Source organism: Halalkalicoccus sp. NIPERK01 (genome assembly GCF_030287405.1).
In the GTDB taxonomy this organism is placed as follows: domain Archaea; phylum Halobacteriota; class Halobacteria; order Halobacteriales; family Halalkalicoccaceae; genus Halalkalicoccus.
Genome location: NZ_JASVVV010000004.1, coordinates 242,629 through 268,373, shown reverse-complemented (window position 1 = coordinate 268,373; position 25,745 = coordinate 242,629). Strand labels below are relative to the sequence as shown.

Sequence of the window (25,745 nt, the reverse complement as noted above, 5' to 3'; positions counted from 1 at the left end):
ACGGGTTTACTCCATGCGGCGATCCCTCGGGTATGATCGTTCCCGGTTCCGCTTCACAGTCGCTCGCCGCGGCTCTCGCCGACGAACTCGACCGGGCGCTCGCGCCCGTCGAGTTCGAGCGCTTTCCCGACGGCGAACTGCTCGCGGCGGCCCCCGAGGTCGAGACCGATTCCGCGGTGATCGTCGCCTCGACGATCACCAGTGACGCCCACCTCGAACTGCTCCAACTCCAGGACGCCCTCCGAGAATCGGGCGTCTCGGAGGTCACGACCGTGCTTCCCTACATGGGCTACGCCCGCCAGGACAGCGCCTTCGAGCCGGGCCAGCCCGTCTCCGTGCGCGCGGTCGCCCGCGCGGTGAGCACGGGTACGGATCGCGTGCTGACGGTCTCGCCCCACGAGGAATCGGCCCTCGAGCACTTCTCGGTACCCGCACGCGCGATTGACGGGGCTGGCGTGCTCGCCGATCCCCTCCCCGACCTCTCGGATCCGGTCTTCCTCTCGCCCGACGCGGGGGCGATCGACCTCGCCGAGACCGTCCGAGAGAGCTACGGCGAGGGCGAGGTCGACTACTTCGAGAAAACACGACGATCGGGCAGCGAGGTCGAGATCACGCCCAGCGACGTGGTCGTCGAGGATCGGGACGTGGTGATCGTAGACGACATCATCGCGACGGGCTCGACGATGAGCGGGGCGATCGCCACGCTCGAAGACCCCCAGAGAGTGTTCGTGACCTGCGTCCACCCGATGCTCGCCGCCAACGCCAGAACGAAACTCGCCCGTGCGGGCGTCGAGCAGGTCTACGGCACCGACACGATCGAGCGCGCCGAAAGCGAGGTCAGCGTCGCCCGGCCGCTCGCCGAGGCGCTCCGCTCACTCTAGGGGCTCGATCGCGATCTCCATCTCGACGTCTTCCACTACCCACTCGCGGCGATGGCCGTCCTCGACGCCACCCAGTTGCGCCGCACGAACCTCCTCGGCGATCAGGCCCTCGTGCTCGCGGACGAGATTCGTGACGCGCTCGTCGGCGATCTCCAGATCGAGGCGGATCCGCGCGTCGATGGGCAGGTCGAGGTCCTTTCGCATCTCCTGAACCCGCCGAATGACCTCGCGGGCGTAGCCCTCGCTCTCGATCCCTTCAGTCAACTCGGTATCGACGTAGACGACTCCTAACCCATTGCCCTCGATCGTGATCCGCGAGCCCGAGAGCTCCTCGGGGGTCTCCTCGGTGAACTCGATCATCTCCTCGCGGAGCTCGACCTCCTCGCCGAGTTTCTTCGAAAGGGCGGCCGAAAGCGCTTCGAGCGACGGCTCTTCGACGCGGGCGTCGTTGAGCGCTCCCATGACCTCGCCAGCCCGGTCGCCGAACTCGGGTCCGAGGAGGCTCATGTCGGCCCGTGCGCTGTAGGCGAGTTCCTCGAAGCGCTCGTCGGGCGCGATCACACGGACCTCGCGGGCGTTGAGCCGCTCCTCGAGGAGTTCCTGCTGGCAACCGACGGCCTCTGCGAGGCGGTCGTCGCCGGCCGCGACGACCACGCGGGAGACGGGCCAGCGCAGCTTGCGTTCGGCCCGCTGGCGGGCGTTCGATCCCGCCTCCTCGACCGCGCGAACGAGTTCGATGTCGGTTTCGAGTCGTTCGTCGGTCCAGTACTCCTCGCTCTCGGGCCATTCGAGCATGTGGACGGTGTCGTGGCCCCGCTCGCCGGTCAGCGCGCCGTAGATCTCCTCGGTGACGAACGGCGCGTAGGGTGCGAGCAGCGCACAGACCTCCCGAAGAACGTGATACAGCGTGGCGTAGGCGGCGTTCTTCGAGGGGCTGTCCTCCTCGTCCCACATGCGCTCTCGCACGACCTGGATGTAAAATCGAGAAACGTCCTCGACGACGAACTCCATCAGCGCCGAGAGCGCCTGGTCCTGTCGGAAGTCGTCCCACGCCTCGGTCATCTCGCGGGTGACGGTCTGGAGCCGGGCGAGGACCCACTCGTCGACGAGTTCCAAATCGGCGTCGACCGCTTCGAGGTCCGTCTCGTCGGGGTCGAACCCGTCCATGCGCATGTAGGGGAGGGGAAACCGGAAGACGTTCCAGAGGATGTTGAGGTTCCGCTCCATCGTCGCCATCTCGTCCCACGAGAAGCGCATGTCCTCGCCCTGCGGGTTGACCGAGAGCAGGAACAGGCGCATGGCGTCCGAGCCATGCCTCTGAATGGCCTCGTGGGGCTGGACGACGTTGCCCACCGACTTGGACATCTTCTTGCCCTCGCTGTCGTTGGCGAAGCCGTGCATCAGCACCTCGTCGTAGGGGATCTCCCCGAGCGCGGCCGTTCCCATTCCTAACTGCGACCAGAACCACCCGCGGGTCTGGTCGTGGGCCTCCATGATGAGGTCGGCGGGCCACAGCTCCTCGAACGCCTCCTGCTCGCCCGGGTAGTCGAGGGTGCCCCACGACGCCACCGAGGAGTCGAGCCAGACGTCGAAGACGTCGGGCACGCGCTCGTAGGTGGTGCCCTCCTCGGTAATCGTCAGGTCGTCGACGGTCGGGCGGTGGAGGTCGACCTCCTCGGGGTCGACCGCCTGATCCACACGCTCGGCGAGTTCCTCGCGGGAGCCGATCACGATCACCTCGTCCATCTCCCCGCTCCAGTCTTCGGGAACCCAGATCGGGATCGGGATCCCCCAGTAGCGCTGTCGGGAGACGTTCCAGTCGGGGGCGTTCTCGACGAAATCTCTAAATCTATTGTCCCGTGCCCACTGGGGGTGCCACTCGCTGTCCTCGATGTTCTCGAGCAACTCGTCTTTGACGTCGGTGATCGTGATGAACCACTGGTCGGTCGCCATCTGGAGAATGGGGGTATCGCACCGCCAGCAGTGGCCGTACGAGTGGGTGAGTGTGCCCGAGGCGACGAGCAGGCCCTTCTCCTCCAAGTCGGCCGTGATCTCCTCGTCGGCGTCCTTGACGAACTGGCCCTCGTACTTGCCGCCCTCGGAGGTATAAACGCCGTCGCCGCCGACCGGACAGAACACCGGTAGACCCAGTTCGGTGCCGCGCTCGAAGTCCACCTCACCGTGGCCCGGTGCGGAGTGCACCAGTCCGGTGTCCTCGGCCTCGACGTAGTCGGCGTGATAGACGGTGTGGGTTCCCTCCCCGTCGGGGTTGGCGGGGACCTCCTCGGAGAGCGGGAGGTCGTACTCCCAGCCGAGCATCTCCGCACCCTGAAGCTCCTCCTCGACCTCGTACTCGTCGTAGCGGCCCTTCGAGAGGACGTTCTCGACGCACTCGGCGGCGATGTAGAGGACGTCCTCCTCGCTGTCCCGCCGGGCACGAACTTTCTGATAGACCAGATCCTCGCCGACCGCGACGAACTCGTTTGCCGGGATGGTCCACGGGGTGGTCGTGTAGATGACGAGGCTTCCCTCGCGCCCGTGGCTCGCGGGTCCGTCGTCCCCGCTCGCTCGGTCCGAGGACTCGCTGCGCTCGTCCTCGCGGAGCGGAAACTCGACGTACACCGTCGGGTCCTCGCGGTCCTCGTACTCGACCTCGTTGTTCGCGATGGCGGTCTCGCAGCGCGGACACTGCGAGATGGATCGTTTCCCCTGATCGACCAGCCCGCGATCCGCGACCTGCGAGAAGCCCCACCACGCCGCCTCCATGTACTCGGGCGTCACGGTCTTGTACGGGTTCTCCCAGTCCATCCAGACGCCGAAGGACTTGAAGTCGTCCTGCAGGCCCTCCAGTTGCTCGTCCGCGAAGGACTTGCACTCGGCGATGAAGTTCTCCATGCCGAACTCCTCGATGTCCTTCTTGTTCTCGAATCCGAGGCGTTCTTCGACCTTGGTCTCGATGGGCAGGCCGTGCATGTCGTAGCCCGGGCGGTCGGTCACGTCGTGACCCCGCATCCGGATGTGGCGGATGTAGGCGTCCTTGAGGCTCTTGTTCCACGTCGTGCCCATGTGGGCCGCTCCCGACGTATACGGCGGGCCGTCGACGAAGAAGAAGGGCTCCTCGTCGGCGAACGCTTCTTTCGTTTTCTCGTAGGCGTCGACCTCGTCCCAATACTCGAACACCCGCTTCTCGACCGCCTCGGGGTCGTACTGGTCGGGGACCTCCCCGAACCGCGCGCCCTCCGAGGGTCGGTCCTCCTCGTCGATATCGGACCTGCTCATACCAGTAGGAATCCGGCGGCGCGGTAAAGAGCGTTCGGTCGAAAGCCCTCGCAGCAGACTGGCGTCTGCTGCTCGCCCTTTTCATGTCCCTAAGAAAGGCCGCAAAGCGGCCTTTCTGGGTCCCGGAAATCGGAGATTTCCGAGGACCGCCAGGCCCGCTTGCGAGCAGTTCGAATCCGAACTGCTCGCTCAGGACGCCTGCCTTTCCCCGTCCCGCTCGCGTGGCTGCCGAAAGTGGCAGCCACACTCGCGCTGGCCATCGCACCTCGGTCCGTCTCGACACGGCTTTGGCCGCCGAATCCCTCGGATCTACCGTGCCCGAGTACCCCGAAACCCGGAACGTCCTCGAACCGAACTGCACCCGGTGTCCCCACCTCGCCGAGAGCCGCGAGTGCATCTCGTGGGGGACCGGCCCGCTCGATTCCTCGGTGATCGTCGTCGGCGAGGCCCCCGGCGCGGGGACGCCCGAGGCCGACCGGTGGAAAGGCGGCAACTGGACCGGGATGGCCTACACCGCCCGCCACTCTGGGCGGGTGATCCGCGACCTGATGGAATCCGTCGGCTACCACGACGCCTACTACACGAACGCGGTGAAGTGCTTTCCTCCGGATGTTCCCGCGAGCGAAGCGAGTGGGAGCTCGTCGGAGCCGGACTCCGACGGTGGCGAGGGTTCCAACCGGGAGCCAACGGACGAGGAACTGACGAACTGCCGGACCCACCTCGTGACCGAGGTCGAGCAGATCCAACCGAGCGCGATCGTCCCCACCGGAAAGCACGCCACCGAGACGCTGCTCGCGCTCGACGACCGTAGTTTGGAGGGCTTTACCGACCACGTCCTGACGCCGATCGACTGCGAGGCGCTCGCGACGCCCCTGCTTCCCGTGCTTCACCCGTCCTATCAGAACATCTGGATCGCGCGCCTTGGCTACGAGCCCGAGGAGTACCGGGAGGAACTGAAGCGGGAACTCGACGCGCTGTGTGCGGGCGGGTAACTTTCTTACTCCGAGCCACCGCACACCGAACCATGGCAAGCATCTTCAGCCGGATCGTCGAGGGTGAGATCCCGGCCCGCACCGTCTACGAGGACGAGACGACGATGGCGTTTCTCGACGCCAACCCGCTCGCGCCGGGCCACACCCTCGTGATCCCCAAAGAGGAGTACGAGCGCCTGAACGACCTGCCCGAGGGCCTCGCGAGCGACCTCTACGATACGCTCCACCGACTGATCCCCGCCGTCGAGGACGCGGTCGATGCCCCCGCCTCGAACGTCGCGTTCAACAACGGCGAGGCCGCGGGCCAGGAGGTCCCGCACGTCCACGGCCACATCATCCCCCGGTTCGAGGACGACGGCGGCAACCCGATCCACGCCATTGCGGGTTCGCCACCCGACCTCGCTGACGACGAACTGGACGATATTGCCGAGAGAATCTCGGCGAACAATCAGGCGTAGCCGGATTATATCGTCGAAATTCGTTCCGCGAACGACCGCCGTAGTCCGGCTACATCACGAATACGCCGAATCCCGTGGAAGTTCCCGACGGGACGCCACGAGCACTCGCGGCCGCCCGGGTTTTAAACTATCAGTAAAGTATAGTTTTAAATATGAGTTAACTATATTACACGATGATGGCTGCAGAAACACCCACCATCTGTCCCGAATGTAGCGGCCCCCTCACGACGCACGACATAGAGACGACCTGCACCGAGTGCGGGTTGGTCGTCAGGGAGGACCGAATCGACCCCGGCCCCGAGTGGCGCTCGTTCGAGGACGGCGAAACGGATCGACGCCGGACGGGCGCGCCGCTCTCGCGATCGCGTCACGACTACGGGCTCTCGACGGAGATCGGCTACGGGGGACGCAAACCGGTTGACGGGTCGGAAACGACGGCTGTACGCGCGGCTCCGTACCCAGCACAAGCGGATGCAGTGTCGAACCAAGGCCGAGACCAACCAGCGCGACGTGTTCATGCAGATCCGCCGAATCGTCGGCGCGTTGGGGCTGCCCGAATCGGCCGAAAAACAGGCGTGTTCGCTCTTTCGCGCCGCCCAGAACGAGGACATCGTTCGCGGACGCTCGCTGGAGGGGTTCACCGCCGCGACGGTGTACGCGGCCTGTCGAGCGCTCGGAATCACGCAGACGCGCGCCGAGATCCTGTCGGTCTCGCGGGCCACGCGGGCCGAGTTGAAGCGCGCGTACAAGGCGCTCGTTCGGGAACTCGGCCTGCCGATCGGGCCGACCGTGCCGGCGGACTATCTCCCGCGGTTTGCGAGCGCGCTCGACCTTCCGAGACCGATCCGGAGACGGGCCGGAGAGCTGCTCGATGCGGCCGTCGAGCGGGCGTTGATCGGCGGGCACAACCCGGCGGGCGTCGCCGCGGCCTGCCTGTACGCCGCCGCGAAGGAACGCGACGCGGGAATCACACAGAAGCAGACCGCTGACGTCGCGGACGTGAGCCCGCCGACGATCCGCGTGACCTACCAGGCGCTGTGTGAGGCCGGACTCACCGGGTAAGCGCAATCGCCATGTGTCCCCGGCGTGTTCGGTCGGCCATGACCGACCGGACGGCGGAGATCACGAGAGAGACCGCCGAGACCGAGATCGAGTGTGCGCTGGATCTCGACGGCAGCGGCGACGCGGAGGTAGAGACGGGGATCGGCTTCTTCGACCACATGCTCACGGCCTTCGCGACCCACGGCCTCTTCGACCTCACCCTCCAGTGCGACGGCGATCTCGAGATCGACGACCACCACACCGTCGAGGACGTGGCGATCGTCCTCGGCGAAACCCTCGGCGAGGCCGTCGGCGACAAGGCCGGGATGGTCCGCTACGCCGACCGCCGGGTGCCGCTGGATGAGGCCGTCGCCTCCGTAGTAGTAGACATCAGCGGGCGGCCCCGCTTTTACTTCGACGGGGAGTTCTCCCAGGACTCGGTCGGCGAGTTCACGAGCGACATGGCCCGACACTTCGCGGAATCGCTCGCGATGAACGCCGGTTTGACGCTCCACCTGGAAGTCGAGGGCGAGAACGCCCACCACGAGATCGAGGCGCTGTTCAAGTGCCTCGCCCGCGCGCTCGACGACGCGACCCGGATCGACGAGCGACGGGGCGGGACCCCGAGCACGAAGGGCCGGCTGTAGCTACGGGAACGCCCGACGGAACAGCCCTGGATAGTCGCGGACGACGCCGTCGGCGTCGACCGGAATCTCTGCAGTAAAGCCGCTCGCCGTGTTCTCGTACCGGAACCGCCCACCGTCGGCATCCAGTTCGCTCAGACAGGTGTAGCGCTGGTCGGCTGCCCGGACGCTCATCCGGGACGCGTCGACGTAGGCGACTCGTAGGTCCCGGGACTCGCCGCCGGGGAGTCCGAGCCGACGGATCGGAATCGTGTTGGTGAACGGCGTGACCGCGACGTCAAGGTCGAGACACCTCGCCAGTTCGGGGATCGGGTCGCCGTCCCCGTCGGTCCACGTTCCGTCGCCGTCGTGTTCGAGTTCGAGGGAATCGGTGCCGTCGCACCGTTCGACGCGGATCGACCGCACGCGCTCGGATTCGTCGCATCGAATACGGTACGAGACCGAGAACGGGGCGTCGTCGACTCCGACTGCGACCCCCGCAGCGCGGACGCCGTCCTCGAACGCGACTCGTAGGTGTTCGGTTCCGACGCCGTCGGCCCGTTCCCAGATGATCTCTCGCTGCATGCGACCCCGGATGAACCGGCGGCTGGTGAACTCTTCGGCGGAACCCACACCACTAAATCCGTCGCCGCGTATCAACGGCCAATCAATGTTCGACGAGATCATGGCCAAGTTCGAGGGCTCGCCAAGCCAGCAAGCAGTAATACGACTGCTGCTCGAACGGGGCTTCTCGGTCAACGACGAGGGCCGGGTCGTTTCTGGGACCATCGAGATCCCCAACACGCAGGTCGCCCGCGAGATCGGCGTGGACCGTCGGGTCGTCGACTCGACGACGAGCGCGATCCTCGCGGACGAGGAACTCAGACTCGTCTTCCAGAACATCTCCCAGATCCCCAGCCTGATGGACCTCGCACCCGTCATCGACCTCTCGACGCTGACGATCGCGGTGCGAGACGCGGGTCAGAAGGGAATCGTCGCCTCCGTTACTGGTTTGCTTGCAGAAAACGGCATCTCGATCCGCCAGACGGTGAGCGAGGACCCGGAGTTCACCGACGAGCCCCGCCTCTACATCGTCACCGACGAGCCGATCCCGGGCGACGTGCTCAACGAACTGCGCGAGTTGCCGTTCGTCCGGAAGCTCGAACTCCAGTAGTCAGGGCCACAGCCCGCGGGCCTCGTGGGCGGCGCCCAAGCGTTCGAGCGCGAGCGCGTAGGCGGCGTCGCGCCACGCCAGCCCCCGCTCGTCGACGCGTTCCGCGACCGCGCTCCACGCGCGGAGCATCTCCGTCTCCAACTCCTCGTTGACGCGCTCGTGGCTCCACGCCCGCCGGTTGATGTCCTGGAGCCACTCGAAGTAGCTCACGGTCACGCCGCCGGCGTTCGCGAGGATGTCGGGAATCACGGGGATCCCGCGCTCGCGCAGGATGGAGTCGGCGGTGGCGGTGGTCGGGCCGTTCGCCCCCTCGACGACGAGGTCCGCATCGATCGCGTCGGCGTTATCGGCGGTGATGACGTTGCCGACGGCGGCCGGAATCAGCACGTCGACGTCGAGTTCCAGCAGTTCCTCGTTGTCGATCACCTGATCGGCGACCCGCGTGACCGCCTCGGGTTCCTCCTCGTGTGAGGGGATCGACGCGGTGTCGAGCCCCTCAGGGTCGTAGGCCGCGCCGTTGACGTCGCTGACGGCGACGACCGTCGCGCCCCACGAGTCGAGCAGCCGAGCGGCGTTCGCGCCGACGCTTCCGTAGCCCTGGACCGCGACCGTCGCCTCTTCTACTGGAATGTCGTGATAGTCGCAGGCCTCGCGGGCGACGATCGCCACGCTCCGGCCGGGGGCCTCCTCGCGGCCGTGGCTCCCGCCGATCACCGGTGGCTTGCCGGTTACGACGCCGGGCGTGGTCTCGCCCTGCAACACGCTGTAGGCGTCCATGAACCAGCCCATCGTCTCGGCGTCCGTGCCCATGTCCGGCGCCGGAATGTCGTGCATCGGGCCAACGGTATCGCGCAGCTCCTGTGCGAACCGCCGGGTCAGCCGTTCGGTCTCCGCGGCGCTCAGCTCCTTCGGATCGACCACGACGCCGCCCTTCGCGCCGCCGAAGGGCAGGTCCATCACCGCGGTCTTCCACGTCATCCACATCGAGAGGCCGATGCACTCCTCCTCGGTGACGCCGGGGTGATAGCGCATCCCGCCCTTGAACGGGCCCCGAACGCTGTCGTGCTGGGCGCGATAGCCTGTGAACACCTTGAGGGAGCCGTCGTCGCGCTCGACCGGCAGCGAGACGCGCTGGACGCGCGCGGGGTGTTTCAGCCGCTCGACGATCGCCGGATCGATCTCCACGTGGGCCGCCGCCCGATCGAGCTGTCGGCGTGCCGTCGCGAGCGCCGTCTCCGGCTCCTCGACACGCTCCTCGCCAACGGGAACACTCATGCTCACTCGATCGAGGTCGCGCAGTTTCGAAGCGATGCCTCGCACTCGGGACAGTTCCCCGGGTGCGACGTGGCGGTCACGCGGGTACCACACTCGAGGCACTCGTAAGTCGATTCGGTTCCGGCGTCGGACGCCACGTCCCAGGTCGTCGAGGTGCCGTTCGCTGTCATCGGTGCGCAATATTTGCCACTCGGCCATGTGCGTGTGGGTTCAATAGAGAAGAGTGTGACTGACGGTCACGCTTCAATAGTGAAGCTTCCGTCGAACAGGGCCCCGAAGAGCGCCCGCTGGGCGGCTCGGTTGAGCTGGTAGAACGCCGAGGGGGAGATCCCGAGCGCGTCGGCGACCGCCTCGCCCGAGCAGTTCCGGGGCGACTCGAAGAAGCCGCTGTGGTACGCCGTCCGGACGGCCTCCCGCTGCCGGTCGGTGAGCCGGTCGAGGGGAGTGGATCGGTCGTCCGGTCCCGAACGGGGCCGCTCGCGCTGGGACAGCAGCGTCGCGTCGGGGTACCGGTCCGTGACCGCGTCGTCGACCGCCCGAACGTCCGTCGGGTTCGAGACGTCGACGACCAGCCGGGCGCTCTCGGCGTCGGCGCTCGCCCGCAGACTTCGGAGGGTCGCGCCACGGTCGGCAAGTCGGGTGGCGACGAACGGGGACGGGAGGCGAAGGCGGAGCACGCCGCCGTCCTCGCGTTCGGCGATCGTGTGGGCCTCCTCGACGGCGGCGACCTCGTCCGCGGCCTCACGGACCCGGTCGAGCGGCGCGCCCTCGACGGCCACGAACGCGAGGACGCCGCCCTCGACGCGCCTGATGCCACCCTCGAGGGCGACCTCGCAGTCGGCCGCGAGCGCGAGCGCAAGCAGCGGACAGGAGTCCGATCGGATCTCGTAGACCAGTTCGGTGACCGTCTCGCGCAGCAGGGCGTTTCGCTGCTTGACCGCCGTGAGCGCCGCGGCGATGGTCTCGGCGAGTTCGATGAACACCGTCCGGGCCATCTCGTCGAAGGCGTTGGGCCGGTCGGCGTAGACCGACAGCACCCCGTACGAGAGGCCCTCGTGGGCGAGCGGGACGCTGAGGGCCGACTGGTAGCCGTATTCGAGCGCCGCCGTCCGCCACGGGGCCTCTCGGAAGCCCTCCGCGACGTTGTCGACCGCGACGGCCTCACCCGTCGCCGCCGCCCGAGCCGACGGCTCGTCGCCCCCGAGGTCGACGCGGTCGAGGTACTCGCCACCCTCGCCGGCCCACGCGCCGGGCGAGAGCGTTCCCGCCTCCGGCCGGCCGATCCACGCGAAGCGGTAGCGGTCGTCGGTCGTGAGCCGGTCACAGACCGCCCGTTCGATCTCCTCGCGGGACTCGGCCCCGACCAGCGCCGCGTCGATCCCACGGATCACGTCGTTGATCCGGTTGAGCCGCGAGAGGTCGCTGTTTCGCTCGCGCAGCTCCCGGTCGCGCTCGCGGAGGGCGGCCTCGCGCTCGATGCGATCGAGCGCCGCCTCGGCGGTCGCCGCGAGCAGGTCCGCGAGCTCCTCGGCGAGCGCGTCGAACCCGTCCTCGAAGGCGGCCACCAACACGCCGTGATCGCCCAGCGGGACCGCGAGGCGGTCGCCGCTCGCGACGAGCGTCCCCTCGATGAACGCCCGGCCGACGGGGCCCTCGCCGGGTCGTATCGGTTCGCGCGCGCGCCCCGCGGCGAGGGCGTCGGTCGTCGCCGCCGGTTCGAGGGAGTTCTCCTCGGCGTCGAAGAGGTAACAGCCGATTCCGGGGGCGTCGAGCACGTCCGTCGCGTCGGTGGCGACGATCCCGGCGACCTCCCCGCGACCCTCGGCGTACAGCAGTTCGCGGGCGGTGCCGTGTAGCGTCGAGAGCGCTCGCTCGCGCTGTTTTCGGGTGGTGACGTCCCGACAGCTATACAGGGTGGTGCCGCCCTGGATCGAGACGCGTTTGGCGTTGACCAACAGCGTGTGTTCCTCGCCGGCGCGGTCGGTCGCCGTACGCTCGATGTTCGTCAGCACGCCCTTCTCGCGGAGTTCGGCGGGGTCGAAGAGGTCCGGGCCGAGCAGTTCGTCGATGGTCCCCATCTCGCGGATCTCCGCGACCGTGTAGCCGAAGATGAAGTGGACGTTCGGGCAGATGTAGGTGAAAGAGCCCTCGTCGTCGGTGACCAGCACCGTGTCGGTCATGTTGTTGAGCGTCACGCGGTGGAGTTGCTCCGAGCGCCGGAGTTCGTCGGCGAGTTCGACCCGCTCGCTGACGTCGACGGCCGTCACCACCAGCGAATCGGTCTCGGGGACCGGCTCCACGGATAGCTCGACGGTGGCGGGCGTGCGCTCGTCGTCCGCACACTCGAGGACCAACGACCGGGGGTCGCCGCTCGCGGCGCGTTCGACGGCCTCGCGAAGCCGGGTGCGGGCCCCGGCCGCCAGCCACGGGCGCTCCCAGAGCGGGTCGCCGATCGCGTCCGCGTCGGGCGCGAACGCCCGGGCGGCGTCGTTCGCCCGCTCGATTCGGCCCGCCGAGTCGAGGATCCACGTCGCCGAGAGCGACCCGGCGAACAGCGCCTCGAACTGCCGGGCGCACCGATCGCGCTCCTCGCGGGTGCGTGCGCTCTCGATCGCTCGGGCCACCCGGTCGCGCAGTTCGGCGGGCGGCGTCGAGTCCGCAGGGAGATAGTCGGTGGCGCCCGCCCCGATCGCCGCGCTCGCGCGTTCCTCGTCGCCGGCCCGCGCGTAGACGACGACCGGGAGGTGTGGGCGGTCCTCGCGGATCGCTCGGAGCACGTCGAGCGCGCTCCCATCGGGGAGCGAGAGCGCGCTGATCACGCCGTCGATCGGCGCGTTTCGGAGGCGGTCGAGCGCCTCGCCCGCGCCCGAGGCGACCGACGTTCGGGGGGTGTCGATCGCCTCGCGAGCCGTCGAGAGCCACCCGTCGTCGCCGACCAGCAGGAGCCGCGGCGGGGCGGTGTCGGACGCTGCCATCGTCGCCCGTAGCCGGTCGAGGCGTATAAACGCCGCTCTCAGCGCACGACCGTCACCGGGCAGGGCGCACGCCGCGCCACCTTCTCCGCTGTGCTCCCGAGAAGGACGCCCGTGAGGTCCGTGCGGCCGTGTGCGCCCATGACGATGGCGTCGAAGTCGCCGGTGACGGCGTAGGCGACGATCGCCCGGTCCGGGCGGCCCCGTTCGGTCGCCGTCTCGATCCCGACGCCGTGATCGGCCGCCCGTCGTCCGGCCTCCTCGAACAGCCGGTCGGCGCGCTCTTCGAGGTTCGCGTACCAGTCGTCGAGGCGGTCGGGAAAGCCCCGCTCCTCCTCGTAGTAGCCGAAGGGGTCGAGCACGAACAGGGCGGTGATCTCGCTGTCCGCGTGGTTCTCGCAGGCGTACTCGAGAGCGCGGTCGGCGTGCGGCGAGCCGTCGATCGGGACGAGGACGCGTCGTGTCATGGGGAGTGATCGACGCGGGCGAGGATAAATCGATCCCACGGACCGGCGGGCTATATCCCCCCGGAACCCGACCGTCGGGTAGTGACCGACACCTACCGGACCGTTGCGGGTCGAGCCAGCCGGGCCTTCGAGGTTCGCGGCTCGGAGTTCGTCGGCCACGTCTCGCCGGCGGAGTCGGTCGAGGCGGCCGAGTCGTTCGTCGCCGAGATCGAATCGGAGCACGCCGACGCGACCCACAACGTCCCCGCCTACCGGGTTCGGGCCGACCCGTTCCGCGAGTACTCGAGCGACGACGGCGAGCCCTCGGGATCGGCCGGAAAACCCGCGCTGAACGTGCTACAGGGCGAGGAAGTCGAGAACGTCGCCTGCGTCGTCACGCGCTACTACGGCGGGACGAATCTGGGGTACGGGGGATTGGTTCGGGCGTACTCGCGGGCGGTGAGCGAGGCGCTCGACGCGGCGGGGATCGTCGAGGAACGCCCGCACGCGCGCCTCTCGATCACGACGGAGTACGACGATTCCGGTACCGTTCGGGGGATCATCGAGAGTTCGGGGGCCGAGTTCGACGCCGACTACGGCGAGCAGGTGCGGTTCGACGCGCGCGTCCCGATCCAGGAGGCGGAGGAACTGCGCGACAGGCTCAGGGGCGCGACGAGCGGCCGCGTCGGGATCGAGTGATAGGGAGTATCGTAACGGGCCGGAGACGGGGCGCGTCTCGACCGGGTCCGGTGTTCGATTCTCGGAGAGGAAACCGCTGAACTCCTCCGATACTCCCTATGATCCGTTTCGAATCGAAACCCTATTCGCCCCGGCTTTCGAGGCCCGAGTATGAACACGGTCGGTGCCGGCGACTACCATGACCTCGTGCGCGTGGGCGACCCCCGACTCTCGCCCTCGGGCGAGGAGGTGGCGTTCGTCCGGACGGCTCCGAGGGACGAGTCCGAAAACGAGGCGACGATCTACGCCGTCTCGCTGGGCGGCGACGAACCCCGGCGGTTCACCCTCGAGGAGGGCGTCGACAGCGAGCCCCGGTGGAGCCCCTCGGGCGACCGACTCGCGTTCGTGAGCACCCGGGGGGAGGACGACCGCCCACAACTCTGGGTCCTCCCGACGGCGGGCGGCGAGGCTGAACGGGTAACCGACGTGGTCGGCGGCGTCGCCTCCATCGCCTGGCGCCCCGACGGCGAGCGGATCGCCTTCGTCCAGTCGAGCACCGCCGCCGAGCGCGAGGCGGGGCGGGACCTCGAACTCGAGGAGGAGTACGACCGCGAAGCGCCCGACCCGCGGGTGATCGACCGGCTGATCTACCGGGCGGGCGAACGCTACTTCGACGGCGGGCGGAGCCACGTGTATCTCGCCGATCTGGACGGCGGGGTCACCCGGCTGACCGACGGCGACTACGACTACGTCGCGCCCGAGTGGGGCGATTCTGCCACTCTCTACTACGCCGCAAAGCGCACCGACGACCCCGACGACAACGCCGTCCACGACGTGATCGCCCACGATCTTCGGAGTGACGAGGCGGAGACGGTCGTGCAAACGACCGGCTGGGCCGTCGAACTCGCGGCGACCGCCGACGGCCGCGTCGCCTACCACTACACGCCCGAGGAGGGGTCGACGCTCCGGCAGACCGAGATCCGGGTGTTCGATCGGCGCTCGGGAGAGGAGACCACCGTCACGGAATCGCTCGACCGCACCGTCGAGGGAACCCCGAAGTGGGACCCCGACGGCGAGCACCTCTACTTCCTCACGCCCGACGAGGGGAACGTGGCGCTTCGACGCGCGGGCGGGAAGGACATCGAAACCGTCGTCCGGGACGGCCATATCGATGGGTTCGACCCCGGACGCGACGCCGTGGCGATCACGAAAAGCGAGTGGGACCACCCGGGCGACGTGTTCGTCTCGACGCCCGCCGGCGCGGAGACGAACCGGCTGACCAGCGTGAACAGGGCGTACCTGAACGATCGGGCGGTCCCCCAGCCCGAGGAGGTACGGTTCGAGGGCGAGGGCGAGGAGGTACAGGGCTGGGTGCTGACGCCGCCCGATATGGAGGCGGGCGAGTCCTATCCGCTGGTCGTCGAGATCCACGGCGGCCCCCACGCGATGTGGTCGACGGCGGGCACGATGTGGCACGAGTTCCAGACCCTGGCCGCGCGGGGGTACGTCGTCTTCTGGTGCAACCCCCGGGGTTCGACGGGCTACGGCGAGGCGTTCATGAGCGCCATCGAACGCGACTGGGGCGCGGTGACCACGAGGGACGTGCTCGCGGGTACGGACGCGGTCTGCGAGCGCGACTACGTCGACGAGACCCAACAGTTCGTCACCGGCGGCTCCTTTGGAGGGTACATGACCGGCTGGCTCGTCGGTCACACCGACCGCTTTTCGGGCGCGGTCGCCCAGCGGGGCGTCTACGACCTCTCGAGTTTCTACGGCTCGACGGACGCGTTCAAACTGATCGAGTGGGACTTCGACGCGCTGCCGTGGGACGACCCCGAGTTCCTCTGGGAACGCTCGCCGGTCGCCTACGCGGGCGAGGTCGAGACCCCGACGCTCGTGATCCACGCCGACGACGACTTCCGGGTGCCCGTAAATAATGGGGAAATGTTCTACCTCTTCTTGAAGAAGAACGGCGTCGAGACGCGATTGGTGAGGTATCCTCGCGAGGGGCACGAACTCTCGCGCTCGGGCGAACCGGGCCACGTCGTCGACCGGATCGAACGGATCGCCCGCTGGTTCGACGGCTACTCCGAGCACCACGACGCCCCGCGGGCGCTGGATCGCGGCGACGAGGGGCTGTCGGCGGGCGAGGAACCGTCGGGGGAGCTATCGTAGCGGTGTGACGCTTCCCGCTCCACCGCCACGGTGGGGGTCGCGACCGACCTACGGCCGACAGTATAACTCCCGTCGGCACGTGTCCCCGTCCATGGACAGGAACGTCGGCGGGGCGGACAGACACCTTCGAATACTCGGCGGAATCGTGCTGCTGGGCTCCGCCCTCAGAGCGAGGGGGTTCGGACGGGTGGCCGCGCTGCTCGCGGGGGCCGTCCTCCTCCTCACTGCGGCGGTCCAGCGATGTCCGGTGAACGCGCTGGCGGGAGTCGACACCTGCCGGGCGGGGGAGCGCCTGGAACCGGGGTGGTGAGGTATATAGCGCTCGGGGGGTCCGTTTCACCTCAAGCAAGCGGGCGAGTACCACGCCCGTGTCTATCGGTTTCGACCCGAAGGGAAGGGGTTGGCACCGACGTTCATACGGACGGTTGTGGTCCTTTGCCGGTGATCGCCCGTGCGGTCAGCGATCACCGGTAAACGGTTACAATCACCCGTATCAGGTCGTCCGGAACGCCCGGTCGCCCGCGTCGCCGAGTCCGGGGACGATGTAGCCGTTCTCGTCGAGGCGGTCGTCGATGCTCACGGTGAGGAGTTCGGCCTCGGGGAACCGCTCGCCGACGCGGATCAGGCCGTCGGGGGCGCTCACCGCCGAGAGGACGAACAGGTGTTCGGGCTCGGGGGCGTTCTCGAGGACGCGATCGAGCACCGCACACATCGTGCTGCCGGTCGCGAGCATCGGGTCGGCGACGATCACGGTGTCGCGTTCGCGGATCTCGGGGAGTTTGACGTAGTCGATGGAGATGGGAAAGCCGTCCTCGTCCATGCCGGCCTCCTCGTCGCGGCCCGCCGAGATGACGCCCTGCTTGGCGCGGGGAAACGCCTTCAAGAGTCCCTCGACGAACGGCGTCGCCGCCCGGAGCACGTTCACGATCACGACGTCGTCCAGCCCCTTGACGCGCTCGCCCATCGTGGTCTCGAGGGGCGTCTGGATCTCGACGTACTCGGTCTCCATGCTCCCGTCGATGATCTCGTAGCCACAGACCCGTCCGAGTTTCACCAGCCCCTTTCGGAAGGCGACCTGCTCGGTCTCGACGTCGCGAAGCCGCGAGAGGGTGTCCCGCGCCAGCGCGTGGGTGATGACGGACGCGGTGTCCCGGTCTTCGATCGTCATGTCCGATCGAGAGCGGGCCGAGTGCCTTAATGTACCGATCCCCGAATCCCCGGTATGCGCGAGGTCAGCGTCTCACGGTTCGTCCGGGCGACGACGAGGGGGGTCGAGCGGGTCCTCTCGCCCGCGGCGCTCGTCGAGTACGAGGGCAGTTTCGAACCCCACGAGACGGTCGAACTGGAGGACCGAACCCGGGTGATCGCCGGCGCGAGCGGCCTCGAGATGGGGCTGCTCTTCGAGGACCTCGAAAACGGCTATCGCTACGAGCAGGAGGGAGAGGCGGGCCCGTTCGAGCGCATGGAGACGACGATCACCTACGAGCCCGAGAACGAGGGGACCAGGATCCGGATGCGCTCGTCGGTGACGCTCGACCTCTTCCCCCGCCCGCTTACCGACCGCGTCGCGGCGTGGAAGCGCGAGGCCGAACTCGAACGGGCGCTCGACGCCATCGAGGCGGCGCTGGCCTGACGTCGCCGACGCGGGGACCGCCCGGGTGGCGAGGCGACCGGGACCGGGTCGGACGCTCGTGCGGTAGTTACGCACGAGCGTCGAACGGTTTTAGTCGTCGAGTCCGAACCACGGGTTATGGGAGTGATTGACACGGTACGGGAGCTGTTCGACGGGCCGGAGCCGACGAAATCCCGATCGAAGGGCGCGTACTGGTGTGACGACTGCGACGAGCGGATCCTCGACCTCGAAGCCGACGCGGAGCCACCGGACTGTCCGACCTGCGGCGAGGAGATGCGCTTCGAGCGCTCGCCCGACGCGGGCGGCTGTGCCTGTTAGCGGCCGAACTCGACGGCCCCCTCGTCGGGAAACGGCCCGCCGTCGCCGGCCGCGTCGTCGGTGAGACAGCCGTCGAGACGGTCGATCAGCGCCTCCTCGTCGAACTCGCGTCCGATGAACACGAGCGCCTGCTCGCGGTCGCCCCACTCGTCGTCCCACTCCAGATCCGGGTGGTTCTCGCGGTAGAGTTCCCGTTCGACCGCGGGACGGGCGGCGATCCAGGGCTCGCCCGCCGTCACTCGCGCGATCTGTCCCGCATAGCCAAGGCGGAGCCTCGCGTCCCGCCCGGCGACCCAGAACGACCCCTTCGCGCGGATCAGTTCGGCGGGGAGGTCCGAGAGGAGCGACGCGAACCGGTCGGGATCGAACGGGCGACGGCGCCGGTAGGTAAAGGAGGTGACGCCGTACTCCTCGTCGGGGTGGCGGTGGTCGTGACCGGCGCGATCGCCGTCCGTACTGTCGAGCGCGTTCCGTGCCCCCGCCTCGGCGTCGAACAGCCCGGTGTGGAGGATCTCGCCGGGCTCGACCGCCCCGAACTCCGTGCGGACGATCCGGGCGCCGGGCGCGAGGCGCTCCAGGACCGCCTCGACCTCGTCGATTTCAGTGGGTGAGAGCAGGTCGCACTTGTTCACGACGAGCACGTCACAGCACTCGACCTGCTCGATCAGGAGGTCCGAGAGCGGGCGCGTCCCGCCCTCGCTCACCTCCGCGCGATCGGTCGATGTCCCGCCCGAGAAGAGGTCGTGAAACCCGGCGGCGTCGACCACGGTGACGAGCGTGTCGACGTCGTAGACCGCGGCGGCCTTCGACCGCGTGGTGAAGAGTCGCGCGACCGGCGCGGGTTCGGAGATCCCCGAGGACTCGACGACGAGGCCGTCGAACTCCCGCGAGCGCGCCAGTCGCATCACCGCCGTCTCCAGGTCGTCCCGTAGCTCACAGCAGATACACCCGTTCGAGAGTTCGGCGACCCCCTCGGCGGAGCCGCCCTCCGCTATCAGTTCGGCGTCGACGTTCAACTCGCCCATGTCGTTGACGAGCACTGCGATCCGTTCGTCGACGCTCTCGAGAAGGTGGTTCAACAGGGTCGTCTTCCCGGCTCCAAGGGCTCCCGAGAGGATCGTCACGGGAATCGCGTCTGCCATACCCGGGATGGGAACGGACGAGCCTTCAACGCACCGCACCCGCCGACCGGAAAGTATATTTATTCTGTTATTTATTAAGAAGTATGGAGAGCGTACTGGGCCCCCACGCGATGGCGCTGGTGCCGCCGACGGTGGTCGTCGGCGTCGCGCTGGCCGCCCGCTTCGGCGAGGAGTCGGGACGGGGGATCGCCGGCGTGCTGTGGTCGGTCGCGGAGCTCTGGCTGCCGCTGGGCGTGTTCGCGTGGCTGCTCACCTTCGCCTTCGTCGGCGGGACGAGCGGGGCGCTGTTCGGGTTCGGCCTGCTGTGGTATACGGGCCTGTTCGCGCGGATCTACCACCGGCCCCGGGACGCCGTGGCGTAGTCCTCCGGATCGGCGTCTAGCGACGCGACCCGGCGTCGGCCCGTAGACGGAGTTCGATCCCGTCCGGGTCCGAGAGGACGACCCGCTGGCCGTCGTCTTCGCCCTCGATTCCTTCCTTCGCGAGTCGCTCCCGGAGCGGGGGCAGCGCCCGTTCGGGAACGAGCAGTTCGAACCAGTCGAGACCGCGCCCGTTCGCGGGGGCCGTCCGCCCGTTCCACGTGTTCAGCCCGACGTGGTGGTGGTAGTCGCCGGCGGCGAGAAACAGCGCCGCGTCGCTCCACTCCTGGCGGACCCCCAGTCCGAGCCCCTCGACGTAGAACCCGCGGGCACGCGCGAGCGAGGAGACCTCGAGGTGGACGTGCCCGACGGTCGTTTCGTCGGGAACCCCGGCCTCGCCGCGGCGCTGGTCCTCGAGGGCGTCGATATCGAGCGGGAGGGTGTCCATCTCGACGCGTCCCCCCTTCGTGGGCCACTCGTCGCGCGGGCGGTCGCGATAGATCTCGATCCCGTTTCCCTCCGGGTCCGAGAGGTAGAGCGCCTCGCTCACGCGGTGGTCGGAGGCGCCGTCGAGGCGCCAGCGCTCGCGGACCCGCGCGAGGGCGTCGCCGAGGGCGGCCCGCGAGGGAACCAGGAACGCCGTGTGAAACAGCCCCGTCTCGTCGGGTCCTCTCGGGGGTGCGTCGGGGTCCGCGAGCAGTTCGAGCAGCCCCGTCCCGCCCGCGCCGAGCGTCGCCCGGCCCTCGTCGCGGTCCAAGACGGCGAGCCCGACCGCGTCGCGGTAGAACTCGACGAGCCGACCGAGGTCGTTCACGCGAAGCGCGACCCGGCCGACGCGGGTCGCCGCCGGGAGGGAGTCCGGTGTCGTCATGGACGGGATAGGCCCCCACGAGATATAACCGTGGCCCGAGCGACACCGTTTTGGGCGACCGAACGGCACGGACTACCATGGACCTCGCCGCGCGGATCGCGCGCTTCCGACGCACCGTAGAGGAGTGGGCTCGGGGGCTCTATCACGGGATGATCGGCCACCCGGCCTACGAGACGATCGAGAAGGAGGCCGAGGACCTCGAGGACGAGTTCATGCTCGCGTGTTTCCCCGACGCCTTCGGCATCCCCTCGCCGGTCTCGTACTACACCGCCGAACTCCTGCCGCACCTCACCGACGAGTACGAGGCCTGGCAACGCCGGATGTGGGATCGCGGCTCGCTCGTCGAACGCAAGGGCCAGCAGTACCACTTCTGATGGCGGAGTACGTCTTCTTCGGCGGTAAAGGGGGAGTGGGAAAAACGACGGTCGCCAGCGCCTACGCGCTCAAGTGTGCGCGGGCGGGCCTCGATACGCTCGTCGTCTCGACGGACCCGGCCCACAGCACCTCGGACGTCTTCGATCAGGAGTTCGGGGACGACCCCCGGCCCGTCGAGGGGATCGAGAACCTGCGGGCGATGGAGATCGACCCCGAGACCGAGGTACAGGAACACCTCCAGGAGACCAAACGCGCGCTGGGCGACCAGCTCAGCCCCTCGATGGTCGGCGAGATCGACCTCCAGATCGAGATGGCCCACCGCACGCCCGGCGCCTACGAGGCCGCCCTGCTCGATCGGTTCATCGACGTGATGCGCGAGGCCGACTGCGATCGTGTGGTCTTCGACACCTCGCCCACCGGCTCGACCCTTCGGTTGCTCTCGCTTCCCGACCTGCTGGAGAAGTGGATCGATCGGCTCGTCTACAAACGCGAGAAGAGCATCGACTACTTCGAGATGGCCGCCGTCGGCAAGCAGGAGCCTCGGCGGATCCGCGAGGGCGACCCGATTCTCGCGCGGCTCGAGCGTCGGAAGGAGCGCTTCGCGTTCGCGGGGGAGGCGCTACGAGAGGCCTCCTTCTACCTCGTCTGTACCCCCGACGAACTCTCCGTGCGCGAGACCGAACGCTCGCTTTCGACCCACCGCGAGTACGACCTCTCGGTCGCGGGGGTCGTGATCAACAAGCGAACCCCGGCACCCGAAGATGACGAGGAGGGCCGGGGCGCGCGGTTCCTCCGCGAGAAGGTCGCGACCGAACGCGAGCGGATCGACGAGATGTACGAGGCCTTCGACGCGCCGATCGTGGGGGAGATCGAGACCCGCGTCCGGGAGATCAAGGGCGACCTGCTGGAGGAGGTCGCTGCGGACCTCGCCGTCGACGTCTGATGGGGGTTCTCGGAGGAGTTCATGGACTCCGTCCGGGGGAACCGACTGACTGGACTCGCTCCCCCGTCCGAGATGGACGAGTGGCTACGATACTCCCTCTGACCGTCAGTTCATCCGGACATCATAACAGGTTCGGTAGGTCCTATATTTCGGACGCGTGGTCCGAGCAACCGACCGACATCTCGGTGAAACTATGAGTTATGTTTATATCATTCCTGAACGATTCGGCGGTAGAGCTACGCATGGCAGGAGTTATCTGGATCGTCGCGATCGTACTGACGACGTTCACGGTCGCGTACATCGGCTACGGGCGGTACCTCTCGCAGTTCGTCGGCCTCGACGACACGCGCGAGACGCCCGCACACCGGTATCAGGACGGGCAGGAGTACGTCCCGGCGACGAAACCCGTCCTGTTGGGGCATCACTACTCGAGCATCGCGGGCGGGGCACCGATCGTCGGCCCGATCACGGCGGCGCTGATCTGGGGGTGGCTGCCCGCCGTCCTCTGGGTCGCCATCGGCAACCCGCTGATGGGCGCGGTCCACGACTTCACCTCGCTGTCGGCGAGCCTCCGTCACGAGGGCAAGTCGATCGGCTACATCATCGGCGAGTACGTCGGCGAGCGCGGCAAGGACATGCTGCTGTGGTTCGCCTTCCTGCTCATCATTCTCGTGGTGGCGGTGTTCGCGCTGGTCATCGGCGTCGTCTTCAACGCCTACCCGCAGGCGGCGACCGCGAGCGTCATCTACATCGGGCTGGCGGTCGTCTTCGGCGTCTGGCTCTACCAACTGGGCCTCCCGTTCGTCGTCGGGACGGTGATCTTCGTCGCCGGCGTGTTCGCCTCCGTCTGGGCCGGCATCCAGTACCCGATCGCGCTCGTCCCGGGCGACTACCCCGCGGGAACGATCGTCCTGTTCGGCGGCTTCCCATTCGCCCTGCTCGACAGTCCGAACATCGCCGCGTGGGTCGTCACGATGCTGGTCTACGGCGGCGCGGCGAGCATCCTCCCGGTGTGGATGCTGCTCCAGCCCCGTGACTACCTCTCGTCGTTCCTGCTGTATACGGGCGTCGGCGGGTCGTTGCTCGCGGTGATCGCCGGGACGTTCCTCACGACGACCACCCAGCCACTGGAGATCCAGATCGGCGCGTGGTACGGCTTCCTCGGACAGGGCGGCCCGCTCGCGGAGTTCCTCCCGGCGATGATGCCGCTGTTTCCCCTGTTGTTCATCACCATCGCCTGCGGAACGATCAGCGGCTTTCACTCGCTGGTCTCCTCGGGCACGACGGCAAAACAGCTCAACAAGGAGAGCGACGCCCGGCTGATCGGGTACGGGGGAATGCTCGCGGAGGGCCTGCTCGCCGCGGTCGCGCTGTGTGCGGTCGCGCTGATCGCCATCCCGGCCGGGTCCGGCGGGATCGGCCTCGCGCTGCCGAACTTCGCGGAGGGCGGGGGCATCATCCTGACCGCGCTCGGCGTGCCGCTGGTGATCGGCGAGGTGTTCATGGCGCTCGTCCTCGCGAGCTTCCTGCTGACGAGCATGGACACCGCCGTCAGGCTGGGGCGGTACATGATGGAGGAGATCGTCGGCACCCCCGAGACGGCGGTCGAGAGCTACGCCGCGAACAAGTACGTCAACACGAGCGTCATCGCGCTCGTGGCCTTCTTCTTGCTCGGGAGCGGACGGTGGGAGGACCTCTGGACGCTCTTCGGCGGTGCGAACCAGCTGCTCGCGTCGCTCGCGCTCCTGACCGGGACGGTCTGGCTCGCCAACTGGGACGAGTCGAAACAGCTGTTCAGCACCGGCGTCCCGATGGCGGTGATGGCGACCATCACGGTCGCGGGCCTCGCGTGGGTCGGCGGCTACCAGATCATCGGCGGGCGGCTGCTGGGGATCACCGCCGAAGCCGAGACAACGCTGTTGGGACAGATCTCGGCGGTCGCACAGGTCCTCATCATCCTCGTCCTCATCGGACTCGCCCTCTCGTTGATCAAGCTCGGCTACGAGAACATCCAAACGATCCGTGGGCGGGGCGAGGCGGTCGCGGCCGACGGCGGTGAGCGCGAGTAAACGAGCGCGATCCTCGTTGGATCTTCGATCCAACGGTGGTGAGCGGTCCGAAGGACCGCGAACGTCGGAAAGCGGCGAGAGCGACTAACCGAACCGCCGCACGATCCGTCCGAGCAGTCCCGGTTTCTCCCGTTCGATCGGCTCCCAGGGCGAGAACGCCGCCGCCACGTCGGCGTTCTCGCTCGCGACCAGTGCCTCCTCGTCGGGGGCGACGACCAGCAGGTTGACCTCGTAGTGGCCGTGGTAGCCGAACTTCAGCAGGGTGCGATCCGAGAAACCCGAAACGTACTCGCGGACGCCCTCCTCGAGATCGTCCGCCACGAGCGCGAACGTGAAGTCGGTGCTGTAGTGTTCCTCGGAGGGGGCGATCCACTCCTCGGCGAGGGCGTGGCCCAGTTCGACCAGCCGATCGAGGTCCTCCTGACGAACCGTTTCGACCCGGCGGGCGAACAGGTGCTCCGTCGAGTCGTGGTGGGCGAACGAGATCGACGGGTGGAGGAAGTGTTTCTGGCTGTGGATCGTCAGTTCGCCGTAGAGGTCGAAGCGTTCGCCCCGGATTCGGAACTCCTTCTCGAGGTCGTAGTTGGGCGCGAGCCGATCGGCGACCCGATCGAGGAAGGCGTCGTCCCACTCGGGAACCTCGCCCTCCGCGCTCATCGGTCGGACTCGTAGGGGTGGGCGTCGTCGACCGGCGGCGCGCCGATCGCGAGGACGCTGAGCGACCCCTCCGTGCCGGCGTTGTACGCCCTGTGTGGGCTCTCGGGGTCGGCGACGAAGACCTCCCCGGCGTCGGCCGTGTACTCGCCGTCGGGCGTCTCGACGGTCAGCGTTCCCGAGAGGACGTAGAACGCCTCCTCCTGGTCGTCGTGGTAGTGGTACGCGAGCGGGAGCTGTTCGCCGGGGTCGGCCTCGTAGACGTTCATCGCGAGTTCCGAGAGGTCGGCAGCCGAACCGATCGCCCGGTGAGTACACGGTCTGTCCGGCGTCGGGTCGATCGCCTCGGGATCGATCACCTGATAGCCCATACCGTCGGGTGGCGGGCGGCGATCAAATACGTTGGCCAACGCGGCAAGCTTATAACCCGCTGGATCGCCTACTGGCGGTAGGATGAGCGAGAAGAAGACCGAGGCCTGCGGCCGGTGTAGCATCACGACCGTGGTCGACGCGACCGGAAGCGACCGGGACGTCCTCGGCGAGGAGCGCATCGAGGTCGAGGAAGGCGAGATGCGGCGGGCGTCGGCCCACCACGTCGCCGCGAGCCGTGCGAAGGGGTGGTTCGACTCGCTCGGCGAACGGCTGATCTACGGGCGCTAACGGGCGCAAGGCCAAGAGCTATGCGTTCACCGGGATGATGAAACACTAATGGAAGAGACCATCGCTGGCTTCAAACGACGCGGGCGGTGGGCCGACGTCGTCGAGCACGGCGAGCGGATCACCCGTGCGCTGCGCGAGAGCGGCGCGTCGGGCCCGGCGTTCGAGGAGTGGAACGAGTGGCGTCCGAAGTCCCACGAACGAATCGACACGGACGTGAGCGAGAAGACGGCCGCACAGGCGAGCGTCGGCGAGGGCGAGGGCGAACGCGAGGGCAAGGAGCCCGACGAGGACCTGCGGACCGCCGGCGAGCGACTCACCGAGTCCTACGAGAGCCTCGAGGAGGACGACACCGAGGGCGCGATCGACAAGTGGGAGGAGTCGGTCGGCTACGTCGCTCGCGCGGCCGATTCCGCGAGTCGGAAGGCGCTTCGGGCGGTCGAGGACACCGTCTACCGGAAGGTGATGACCCAGCTGGCGCCCTACTACTTCGACAACGAACTCGTGAGCGCGAACCTCCAGCGCACGACCAGGGGGGAGGTGCCGGAGTTCGTCTTCGAGGTCAACATCAACGACGACCGGCTGAAAGAGGAGGTCTCCGGGCGCCTCTCGGAGTACGACGAGGTGATCGACCGCTGGCACGTCGAGAGCGAGAAGGACGTCGAGACCGCCGAGGCCGCCGAGGGCGTCGAGCCGACCGACGCCGAACTCGAGGCCTCGACCGCGATCC

26 protein-coding genes and 2 pseudogenes are annotated in these 25,745 nt (G+C 68.1%); 17 read left to right on the top strand and 11 right to left on the bottom strand.

The features are described from left to right. Positions 1-32: 32 nt before the first annotated feature. Entirely contained in the window at positions 33-881 is an 849-nt protein-coding gene (gene prs / locus QRT08_RS13630) for a ribose-phosphate diphosphokinase (RefSeq protein ID WP_286046512.1), read from the top strand. On the opposite strand, the gene ileS is transcribed toward prs, so the two are convergent. Next, positions 873-4,160, bottom strand: a complete 3,288-nt coding sequence (ileS, locus tag QRT08_RS13625) for an isoleucine--tRNA ligase (protein ID WP_286046511.1) — start codon at positions 4,158-4,160, stop codon at positions 873-875. The two genes, prs and ileS, sit on opposite strands and share 9 nt — an antisense overlap. 287 nt (positions 4,161-4,447) lie before the next feature. Here ileS and QRT08_RS13620 point away from each other — a divergent pair, with 287 nt between their 5' ends. The 4 genes and pseudogenes from QRT08_RS13620 to hisB all read left to right on the top strand — a co-directional run bounded on the left by QRT08_RS13620 (position 4,448) and on the right by hisB (position 7,298). Beyond that, positions 4,448-5,152, top strand: a complete 705-nt coding sequence (locus QRT08_RS13620; protein WP_369684845.1) for a uracil-DNA glycosylase — start codon at positions 4,448-4,450, stop codon at positions 5,150-5,152. A gap of 32 nt (positions 5,153-5,184) precedes the next feature. Continuing rightward, entirely contained in the window at positions 5,185-5,610 is a 426-nt protein-coding gene (locus QRT08_RS13615) for an HIT family protein (RefSeq protein ID WP_286046509.1), read from the top strand. A 173-nt stretch (positions 5,611-5,783) separates the two neighbouring features. After that, positions 5,784-6,672 (top strand): annotated as a pseudogene (locus QRT08_RS13610) (transcription initiation factor IIB). Between the two features lie 38 nt (positions 6,673-6,710). Continuing rightward, positions 6,711-7,298: an imidazoleglycerol-phosphate dehydratase HisB gene (hisB, locus tag QRT08_RS13605; RefSeq protein WP_286046508.1), complete on the top strand. Its 588-nt coding sequence runs from the start codon at positions 6,711-6,713 to the stop codon at positions 7,296-7,298. Here the strand turns inward: hisB and QRT08_RS13600 are convergent, their stop codons facing one another. Continuing rightward, a complete protein-coding gene (locus QRT08_RS13600; RefSeq protein WP_286046507.1) occupies positions 7,299-7,859 on the bottom strand; it encodes a putative glycolipid-binding domain-containing protein in 561 nt (186 codons plus the stop codon). Between the two features lie 85 nt (positions 7,860-7,944). On the opposite strand from QRT08_RS13600, the gene trpY reads away from it, so the two are divergent. Continuing rightward, positions 7,945-8,448 (top strand): TrpY family transcription regulator, encoded by a 504-nt coding sequence (gene trpY / locus QRT08_RS13595; protein WP_286046506.1) that lies wholly within the window; start codon positions 7,945-7,947, stop codon positions 8,446-8,448. Here the strand turns inward: trpY and gdhB are convergent, their stop codons facing one another. The 4 genes from gdhB to QRT08_RS13575 form a co-directional block, all read right to left on the bottom strand. Beyond that, positions 8,449-9,723: a glutamate dehydrogenase GdhB gene (gdhB, locus tag QRT08_RS13590; protein WP_286046505.1), complete on the bottom strand. Its 1,275-nt coding sequence runs from the start codon at positions 9,721-9,723 to the stop codon at positions 8,449-8,451. Between the two features lie 2 nt (positions 9,724-9,725). Next, positions 9,726-9,893 carry a rubrerythrin-like domain-containing protein gene (locus QRT08_RS13585; RefSeq protein ID WP_286046504.1) on the bottom strand — a complete coding sequence of 56 codons (168 nt, stop codon included), beginning with the start codon at positions 9,891-9,893 and terminating at the stop codon, positions 9,726-9,728. Between the two features lie 66 nt (positions 9,894-9,959). Further along, the gene (locus QRT08_RS13580) at positions 9,960-12,698 is read right to left on the bottom strand and encodes a bacterio-opsin activator domain-containing protein (protein ID WP_286046503.1); all 2,739 of its coding nucleotides are present in this window, start codon (positions 12,696-12,698) and stop codon (positions 9,960-9,962) included. Positions 12,699-12,736: 38 nt separating this feature from the next. Further along, on the bottom strand, positions 12,737-13,162 hold the full coding sequence (locus QRT08_RS13575; RefSeq protein ID WP_286046502.1) for a universal stress protein: 426 nt from the start codon (positions 13,160-13,162) through the stop codon (positions 12,737-12,739). A gap of 81 nt (positions 13,163-13,243) precedes the next feature. Between QRT08_RS13575 and QRT08_RS13570 the strand changes: the two genes are divergently transcribed. The 3 genes from QRT08_RS13570 to QRT08_RS13560 all read left to right on the top strand — a co-directional run bounded on the left by QRT08_RS13570 (position 13,244) and on the right by QRT08_RS13560 (position 16,304). Further along, positions 13,244-13,840: an IMPACT family protein gene (locus QRT08_RS13570; RefSeq protein ID WP_286046501.1), complete on the top strand. Its 597-nt coding sequence runs from the start codon at positions 13,244-13,246 to the stop codon at positions 13,838-13,840. A 150-nt stretch (positions 13,841-13,990) separates the two neighbouring features. After that, positions 13,991-15,994: a S9 family peptidase gene (locus tag QRT08_RS13565; RefSeq protein WP_286046500.1), complete on the top strand. Its 2,004-nt coding sequence runs from the start codon at positions 13,991-13,993 to the stop codon at positions 15,992-15,994. Positions 15,995-16,085: 91 nt separating this feature from the next. After that, positions 16,086-16,304, top strand: a complete 219-nt coding sequence (locus tag QRT08_RS13560; protein ID WP_286046499.1) for a YgaP family membrane protein — start codon at positions 16,086-16,088, stop codon at positions 16,302-16,304. 183 nt (positions 16,305-16,487) lie between these two features. On the opposite strand, the gene upp is transcribed toward QRT08_RS13560, so the two are convergent. Beyond that, on the bottom strand, positions 16,488-17,162 hold the full coding sequence (upp, locus tag QRT08_RS13555; protein WP_286046498.1) for a uracil phosphoribosyltransferase: 675 nt from the start codon (positions 17,160-17,162) through the stop codon (positions 16,488-16,490). Positions 17,163-17,216: 54 nt separating this feature from the next. Between upp and QRT08_RS13550 the strand changes: the two genes are divergently transcribed. Further along, the gene (locus tag QRT08_RS13550; protein ID WP_286046497.1) at positions 17,217-17,627 is read left to right on the top strand and encodes an SRPBCC family protein; all 411 of its coding nucleotides are present in this window, start codon (positions 17,217-17,219) and stop codon (positions 17,625-17,627) included. A gap of 117 nt (positions 17,628-17,744) precedes the next feature. Then, positions 17,745-17,945 carry a hypothetical protein gene (locus QRT08_RS13545; protein ID WP_286046496.1) on the top strand — a complete coding sequence of 67 codons (201 nt, stop codon included), beginning with the start codon at positions 17,745-17,747 and terminating at the stop codon, positions 17,943-17,945. On the opposite strand, the gene QRT08_RS13540 is transcribed toward QRT08_RS13545, so the two are convergent. After that, entirely contained in the window at positions 17,942-19,087 is a 1,146-nt protein-coding gene (locus QRT08_RS13540; RefSeq protein ID WP_286046495.1) for a CobW family GTP-binding protein, read from the bottom strand. The genes QRT08_RS13545 and QRT08_RS13540 overlap by 4 nt on opposite strands. 83 nt (positions 19,088-19,170) lie before the next feature. Here QRT08_RS13540 and QRT08_RS13535 point away from each other — a divergent pair, with 83 nt between their 5' ends. Further along, positions 19,171-19,449 carry a hypothetical protein gene (locus tag QRT08_RS13535; RefSeq protein ID WP_286046494.1) on the top strand — a complete coding sequence of 93 codons (279 nt, stop codon included), beginning with the start codon at positions 19,171-19,173 and terminating at the stop codon, positions 19,447-19,449. 16 nt (positions 19,450-19,465) lie between these two features. Here the strand turns inward: QRT08_RS13535 and QRT08_RS13530 are convergent, their stop codons facing one another. Continuing rightward, positions 19,466-20,317 carry a VOC family protein gene (locus QRT08_RS13530; protein ID WP_286046493.1) on the bottom strand — a complete coding sequence of 284 codons (852 nt, stop codon included), beginning with the start codon at positions 20,315-20,317 and terminating at the stop codon, positions 19,466-19,468. A gap of 77 nt (positions 20,318-20,394) precedes the next feature. On the opposite strand from QRT08_RS13530, the gene QRT08_RS13525 reads away from it, so the two are divergent. The 3 genes from QRT08_RS13525 (at position 20,395) to QRT08_RS13515 (ending at position 23,704) form a co-directional block, all read left to right on the top strand. Then, positions 20,395-20,691 (top strand): DUF7990 family protein, encoded by a 297-nt coding sequence (locus tag QRT08_RS13525; protein ID WP_286046492.1) that lies wholly within the window; start codon positions 20,395-20,397, stop codon positions 20,689-20,691. Further along, positions 20,691-21,635: an ArsA family ATPase gene (locus QRT08_RS13520; RefSeq protein WP_286046491.1), complete on the top strand. Its 945-nt coding sequence runs from the start codon at positions 20,691-20,693 to the stop codon at positions 21,633-21,635. Before QRT08_RS13525 ends, QRT08_RS13520 begins: the two co-directional genes overlap by 1 nt. A 242-nt stretch (positions 21,636-21,877) precedes the next feature. Next, the gene (locus tag QRT08_RS13515) at positions 21,878-23,704 is read left to right on the top strand and encodes a carbon starvation CstA family protein (protein ID WP_286046490.1); all 1,827 of its coding nucleotides are present in this window, start codon (positions 21,878-21,880) and stop codon (positions 23,702-23,704) included. Positions 23,705-23,788: 84 nt separating this feature from the next. Here the strand turns inward: QRT08_RS13515 and QRT08_RS13510 are convergent, their stop codons facing one another. Both QRT08_RS13510 and QRT08_RS13505 read right to left on the bottom strand, forming a co-directional pair. Beyond that, positions 23,789-24,361, bottom strand: a complete 573-nt coding sequence (locus QRT08_RS13510; RefSeq protein WP_286046489.1) for a DUF8052 family protein — start codon at positions 24,359-24,361, stop codon at positions 23,789-23,791. Then, on the bottom strand, positions 24,358-24,729 hold the full coding sequence (locus tag QRT08_RS13505) for a cupin domain-containing protein (protein ID WP_286046488.1): 372 nt from the start codon (positions 24,727-24,729) through the stop codon (positions 24,358-24,360). The genes QRT08_RS13510 and QRT08_RS13505 overlap by 4 nt, the downstream gene beginning before the upstream one ends. 82 nt (positions 24,730-24,811) lie before the next feature. On the opposite strand from QRT08_RS13505, the gene QRT08_RS13500 reads away from it, so the two are divergent. Continuing rightward, on the top strand, positions 24,812-25,018 hold the full coding sequence (locus tag QRT08_RS13500) for a DUF8007 family protein (RefSeq protein WP_286046487.1): 207 nt from the start codon (positions 24,812-24,814) through the stop codon (positions 25,016-25,018). 48 nt (positions 25,019-25,066) lie between these two features. Further along, positions 25,067-25,723: pseudogene (locus QRT08_RS13495) on the top strand (DUF5828 family protein); the annotation flags it as partial. Positions 25,724-25,745: the final 22 nt, after the last annotated feature.

Excerpts from the sequence above, each read along its gene's own strand:
- QRT08_RS13545 (WP_286046496.1), top strand. The coding sequence starts at position 17,745 with ATGGGAGTGATTGACACGGTACGGGAGCTGTTCGACGGGCCGGAGCCG.
- QRT08_RS13585 (WP_286046504.1), bottom strand. The coding sequence starts at position 9,893 with ATGACAGCGAACGGCACCTCGACGACCTGGGACGTGGCGTCCGACGCC.
- QRT08_RS13540 (WP_286046495.1), bottom strand. The coding sequence starts at position 19,087 with ATGGCAGACGCGATTCCCGTGACGATCCTCTCGGGAGCCCTTGGAGCC.
- QRT08_RS13560 (WP_286046499.1), top strand. The coding sequence starts at position 16,086 with ATGGACAGGAACGTCGGCGGGGCGGACAGACACCTTCGAATACTCGGC.
- QRT08_RS13525 (WP_286046492.1), top strand. The coding sequence starts at position 20,395 with ATGGACCTCGCCGCGCGGATCGCGCGCTTCCGACGCACCGTAGAGGAG.
- QRT08_RS13550 (WP_286046497.1), top strand. The coding sequence starts at position 17,217 with ATGCGCGAGGTCAGCGTCTCACGGTTCGTCCGGGCGACGACGAGGGGG.
- QRT08_RS13615 (WP_286046509.1), top strand. The coding sequence starts at position 5,185 with ATGGCAAGCATCTTCAGCCGGATCGTCGAGGGTGAGATCCCGGCCCGC.
- upp (WP_286046498.1), bottom strand. The coding sequence starts at position 17,162 with ATGACGATCGAAGACCGGGACACCGCGTCCGTCATCACCCACGCGCTG.
- ileS (WP_286046511.1), bottom strand. The coding sequence starts at position 4,160 with ATGAGCAGGTCCGATATCGACGAGGAGGACCGACCCTCGGAGGGCGCG.
- QRT08_RS13530 (WP_286046493.1), bottom strand. The coding sequence starts at position 20,317 with ATGACGACACCGGACTCCCTCCCGGCGGCGACCCGCGTCGGCCGGGTC.
- QRT08_RS13565 (WP_286046500.1), top strand. The coding sequence starts at position 13,991 with ATGAACACGGTCGGTGCCGGCGACTACCATGACCTCGTGCGCGTGGGC.
- QRT08_RS13505 (WP_286046488.1), bottom strand. The coding sequence starts at position 24,729 with ATGGGCTATCAGGTGATCGATCCCGAGGCGATCGACCCGACGCCGGAC.
- QRT08_RS13520 (WP_286046491.1), top strand. The coding sequence starts at position 20,691 with ATGGCGGAGTACGTCTTCTTCGGCGGTAAAGGGGGAGTGGGAAAAACG.
- QRT08_RS13580 (WP_286046503.1), bottom strand. The coding sequence starts at position 12,698 with ATGGCAGCGTCCGACACCGCCCCGCCGCGGCTCCTGCTGGTCGGCGAC.
- QRT08_RS13510 (WP_286046489.1), bottom strand. The coding sequence starts at position 24,361 with ATGAGCGCGGAGGGCGAGGTTCCCGAGTGGGACGACGCCTTCCTCGAT.
- prs (WP_286046512.1), top strand. The coding sequence starts at position 33 with ATGATCGTTCCCGGTTCCGCTTCACAGTCGCTCGCCGCGGCTCTCGCC.
- QRT08_RS13575 (WP_286046502.1), bottom strand. The coding sequence starts at position 13,162 with ATGACACGACGCGTCCTCGTCCCGATCGACGGCTCGCCGCACGCCGAC.
- gdhB (WP_286046505.1), bottom strand. The coding sequence starts at position 9,723 with ATGAGTGTTCCCGTTGGCGAGGAGCGTGTCGAGGAGCCGGAGACGGCG.
- QRT08_RS13535 (WP_286046494.1), top strand. The coding sequence starts at position 19,171 with ATGGAGAGCGTACTGGGCCCCCACGCGATGGCGCTGGTGCCGCCGACG.
- hisB (WP_286046508.1), top strand. The coding sequence starts at position 6,711 with ATGACCGACCGGACGGCGGAGATCACGAGAGAGACCGCCGAGACCGAG.
- QRT08_RS13515 (WP_286046490.1), top strand. The coding sequence starts at position 21,878 with ATGGCAGGAGTTATCTGGATCGTCGCGATCGTACTGACGACGTTCACG.
- QRT08_RS13500 (WP_286046487.1), top strand. The coding sequence starts at position 24,812 with ATGAGCGAGAAGAAGACCGAGGCCTGCGGCCGGTGTAGCATCACGACC.
- QRT08_RS13600 (WP_286046507.1), bottom strand. The coding sequence starts at position 7,859 with ATGCAGCGAGAGATCATCTGGGAACGGGCCGACGGCGTCGGAACCGAA.
- trpY (WP_286046506.1), top strand. The coding sequence starts at position 7,945 with ATGTTCGACGAGATCATGGCCAAGTTCGAGGGCTCGCCAAGCCAGCAA.